This is a genomic window from Pseudovibrio sp. POLY-S9 (genome assembly GCF_001431305.1).
In the GTDB taxonomy this organism is placed as follows: Bacteria; Pseudomonadota; Alphaproteobacteria; order Rhizobiales; family Stappiaceae; genus Pseudovibrio.
Genome location: NZ_LCWX01000058.1, coordinates 1 through 3,610, shown reverse-complemented (window position 1 = coordinate 3,610; position 3,610 = coordinate 1). Strand labels below are relative to the sequence as shown.

The window sequence follows — 3,610 nt, the reverse complement described above, 5'->3', positions numbered from 1 at the left end:
TCAAAAGCCACAATTGGCGCTTCGAACCACTTACTACTTACAATCCAGCCTGAATGGTTGGATATCAAGTCTATGCACCAGTACCTGACTGCGCTCGGGGTTCACTTAGAGACGTTGGAAAATAGCGTTCATTTGGTAGGTGAAAGTGCCAAATACACAGGCCGCACCATGCACTATTTGATTACGCGTTATGAATCCAATGATGCCGCTATGAACTCAATTGTTGAGATGATGCGAGACCGGCTCGACAATGTGCTCGATCATCCGATGCCGAAGTCAGCAGCAGTATCTCAATCGGGTCTTTCAAACTCAACAATCTATGAATCTCAGGGTAAAGACTTCAACCGTGGAACCTTTAACCGTGGTCTTGAAGCAATGAACGCTGCCAATCGCGAGATTGAAGAAATTGTGTTGAAGGGATGGGGACGTATCTGATGTCTAAAGTTTCAAAATTCAAAGATGCCTGGAAGACACCCGCTAAACCAGCAGGGGCAACGTCCAACACCCTGATCAGTCAACGGGTTGTGCCGCCTAACGGCCCTGAAGGATTGCTTAAGCAGGCTGCAACGAGCGCAATCCCTGCTAGAGACAAAGGCGGAAAAAGAGTTGTCAATCTAAAGTCCAGTTTGTGTGAGCCGTCACCGATTGCGGATCGAATGTCTGTCGAGAATGATCCAGACTATGAAGAACTCAAAGATAGTATTCGGCATGATGGGCAGAAGGTTCCGATCCTTGTACGACCGAAGCTGGAGCAGCCGGATCGGTATGAAATTGCCTATGGTCGTAGACGATGGAGAGCTTGCCGAGAACTCGGTATTGGTGTTCTCGCGATCATCGATGAGGATCTCAACGATGAGGCACTAGTTATTGCTCAAGGTAAAGAAAACCATGAGCGTAAGAGCCTTTCCTTTATCGAGACCGCTCTTTTTGTGAAGAGACTGAGCAAGGAGTTTCCTAATCAAACGGTTGCCAAAGCTATTGGGGTGAAGTCTGTCGCTGCGGTATCTCATTATAGGAAGGTTGCCGATGCAATTCCTGAAGATCTCATCACGAAAATTGGACCGGCGCCCAAGATCGGGCGACCGAAATGGATCTCATTGAGTGAGATTTTTGTGCGCTTCAGCTCAAACCAGAGTAAGGGCTTGGCAAGGCTTACTGGTTCAGAGAAATGGAAGACAAGCAGCTCAGAAGAGCGTTTTAACATTGTTTTTTCTTATGCGAAGACTGGTGAAAAGGGTGCTTCTGATAGCAGCACAAACACAGTCCTTGATAAGGATGGAAAGCCGGTACTATTGCTGAAGGAAAGCAAAGCAGGCGTGAAGTTCGCATTTCAGGGGAAGCGTGGCGCTGAGTTCAGCTCATTCTTGGCTGAACAGATCCCAGCGTTATTGGTAAAGTTTGAAGAGCAGGACGACGAACAGTGACCTAGACAAAGTAAAAGGGCTTGCAAAAGCAAGCCCTTGAATAGAATAAAGCGCTGTAAAGCACTCAACTCATATGTAGCAATTTGCAGTTTAGTGCTGAAACATAAACGAATCAACTCTTTTCCTTTGAGTTGGGTAGTTTTTGTGGCGTTTTGATAGCTTTCTCGTTGCTCATATGAGTAGAAATGAGATTAGGAAAATGCTGCAAACAGAAACGATTACGAGATTTCGCAAGCTAAACGCCAATGCTTTGGCAAGCCAAAAACTTGCTAGTTCTCCCCTGCCCTCTCAAATTAGTAAGTCTACACTTTCGCTTGTTGTGAAGCGGGTATGTCCAGTCTTGGGTGTTACCGGCACAGCCTATCATGTGCTTGATATTCTCTTGGGACTAGTCAAAGAGAAGGATTTGGGTGAAGGACAATCACCTGTGGTTGCCATCTCGAATAGAAAACTAGCGGACTATGTTTGCCGTAGTGAGCGATCAGTTATGAGAGCCCTCAAGAAACTGGTTGAAGTTGGCCTGCTTGCATACAAAGACAGTGGGAATGGTCGGCGTTTTGAGAATAGCCTAGGTGAAGCCTATGGGTTGGATCTCTCACCAGCTTGCAAAAGACTTGATGAGCTGCGCAAGCGAGCTGATGATTACAAGACCCATCTTGAGGCAGAGAGGGCTTTAAAACGTAAGAGCAAAGGTTTAGTGCGGGCAATCAATGATGCCTGTGCTGAGCTGTCGAACCAGGGCGAGTTAGCTCAAGCTGAAGAACTTCAGCAACGTGTTGTTGCCATTATGGAATCACCTCAAGCCGCAGCTGATAAAATGACTTTCTTGTCTGAGCTGTATGAAGAGGTGCTAGATAGTGCAGCGAGTGAACTTCAACAATGTGAGAGCATGCCTGAAGATCAGCCTGCAGTGTCAGAGCAAGATCAGAGCGCTTGTGAGATAGAACACGAAGCGACTGGCAATAATGAGATCTCCATTGAAGTTCTTGCGCACGCGCTCACAATGACCACCGAACATTTCATTCGACCAATACGAAGTTGGGATGATCTGAGAGGCGAAGCAAATTCATTACGCCTTGCAATCGGATTGAGTGAGTTGGCTTGGCAGAAAGCTGTTCGTTTGCTTGGGCTCAAGCTCGCTGCCGCTTGTCTAGCTGTTGTAGTTGAGAAGGTGCTGAGGGAACCGGAGCGGTTGACTAGACCTGCAGGGTACTTCAATGGCATGGTTGAAAAAGGCCAGACTGGAGATCTCAATCTTAATAGAACAATCTGGAGCCTTGCGCGGAGGAACTAAGCCCTTTCAAAGGAATAAGGTGTTCGTTGGTTCAAATCTCCAAATAAGAAATTTCTTATCTCATTGTAATGTATACCTTTTTCTGAAGAATTTTACAGCTGTAAAATTTAGAGTGCATTTTACTTCATTATATTGAGTAACTATTTTGCTTGTAGAGGCAGGTTGGCTTGGTGCTGCGCCCGAGCCCGTAAAAACAACCTGTAAGCAGGCACCCAGCCCACCTTCATCCACTCGCTTCGCTCATTCCTTGCAGCTGGTCCCCTTCGGTCTGGATGACCTTGACCGGCGTTATGTTGCATAACCCCTGTTAGTCTCGCCGCTATTTCTTCTTAAACATCTTATCAAGCAGCCCCTTGGCGATCTTGGTTTTGACCTTGTCCGGATAGCCCTTGGGTTTCTTGATTTTGCCTTCCTCAACGAACTTGCAGATCCACTTCATCTGGCTCTCACTGGCGAAGTTATTCGCGTCTATCCAGTTGCTCAGAGCCCTTGCTGAGCTTTTGGCTTCATCAGGAAGAGGCTGTCCCAACCGCTCAGTTATCGTCATTGCCAACTTGAGCTGTGCTGGGCTTGGAGCGGATGGCTCCCCTGCCCGCTCCTTCATTGGTCCCAGATAAGCCCGCAACGTGTCATAGCTTGCCAGATCTGCGCGGGTCAAACGCTTGCCCTCGCGCTCAGCTTTGCTCTTAGCTGCTTTGACCATGGCTGGGCTCGGTTTTCGCTGAATGTCGAGCTTTCCCCCCTGCCCGTCCAGCACGTGAATTGCCGACTTCGCAGAGCTGCAGATCTCCTGAATGATTTCATCAGCACCGGCTCGACCACTCACAATGTCATCAAGTCGCGCTTCCATTGCTGCTGTCGTTGCTGGATCAAGGAGTGAAGGACACCGGTC

The 3,610-nt window shown here is 47.9% G+C and carries 3 protein-coding genes and 1 pseudogene; 3 read left to right on the top strand and 1 reads right to left on the bottom strand.

The window, feature by feature from the left end; genetic code table 11:
- The 3 genes and pseudogenes from PPL9_RS04115 to repC all read left to right on the top strand — a co-directional run.
- A pseudogene (locus PPL9_RS04115) lies at positions 1-435 on the top strand (plasmid partitioning protein RepA); the annotation flags it as partial.
- Positions 435-1,424, top strand: a complete 990-nt coding sequence (repB, locus tag PPL9_RS04110) for a plasmid partitioning protein RepB (RefSeq protein WP_057461466.1) — start codon at positions 435-437, stop codon at positions 1,422-1,424. The pseudogene PPL9_RS04115 and the gene repB, both read left to right, overlap by 1 nt.
- Before the next feature lie 199 nt (positions 1,425-1,623).
- Entirely contained in the window at positions 1,624-2,718 is a 1,095-nt protein-coding gene (gene repC, locus PPL9_RS04105) for a plasmid replication protein RepC (RefSeq protein WP_161831200.1), read from the top strand.
- A 319-nt stretch (positions 2,719-3,037) separates the two neighbouring features.
- On the opposite strand, the gene PPL9_RS32290 is transcribed toward repC, so the two are convergent.
- A partial coding sequence (locus PPL9_RS32290; protein ID WP_208989156.1) for a hypothetical protein occupies positions 3,038-3,610 on the bottom strand: 573 nt, incomplete at its 5' end.